The following is a 372-nucleotide window of genomic DNA, read 5'->3' as shown; positions in this document are numbered from 1 at the left end:
TCGAGCAGCGCGAATTCGGCGACGACGCCTCCCTCACCGCCAAACTGATGGCGCAACTGGTCGGACAGCCCGTCCCCAAAAAAGACGCTATCCCGCTTTCAGACGACCTCGACAGTCAAACCCCGCTGCGGATTACCGAGTTCAAACGCGATATATTGGGACGGCTGATCCATACCCTTGCCCGCGATAACGACCAAGTTCAGGAAACCGCTTACCAATACGACCCGAACGGCAACCTCGTCCGCGCCGCCAACCGCCACAGCATCACCTGCTTCGACTACAACGAAAACGGCCAGCTCATCGCCCAACACCAATGGAAGGTGCCAAGCAAAGAAGAAAACGCCCGAAACGGCCTGCCCGAAACCGACTGGC

1 pseudogene is annotated in these 372 nt (G+C 58.6%); it reads left to right on the top strand.

The features are described 5' to 3' along the window. Nucleotides 1-47: 47 nt before the first annotated feature. Nucleotides 48-372 (top strand): annotated as a pseudogene (locus HMPREF3277_RS12425) (RHS repeat protein); the annotation flags it as partial.

This window comes from Neisseria sp. HMSC70E02 (genome assembly GCF_001838645.1).
In the GTDB taxonomy this organism is placed as follows: Bacteria; Pseudomonadota; Gammaproteobacteria; order Burkholderiales; family Neisseriaceae; genus Neisseria; species Neisseria macacae.
This window is presented reverse-complemented; position numbering and strand designations above follow the sequence as displayed.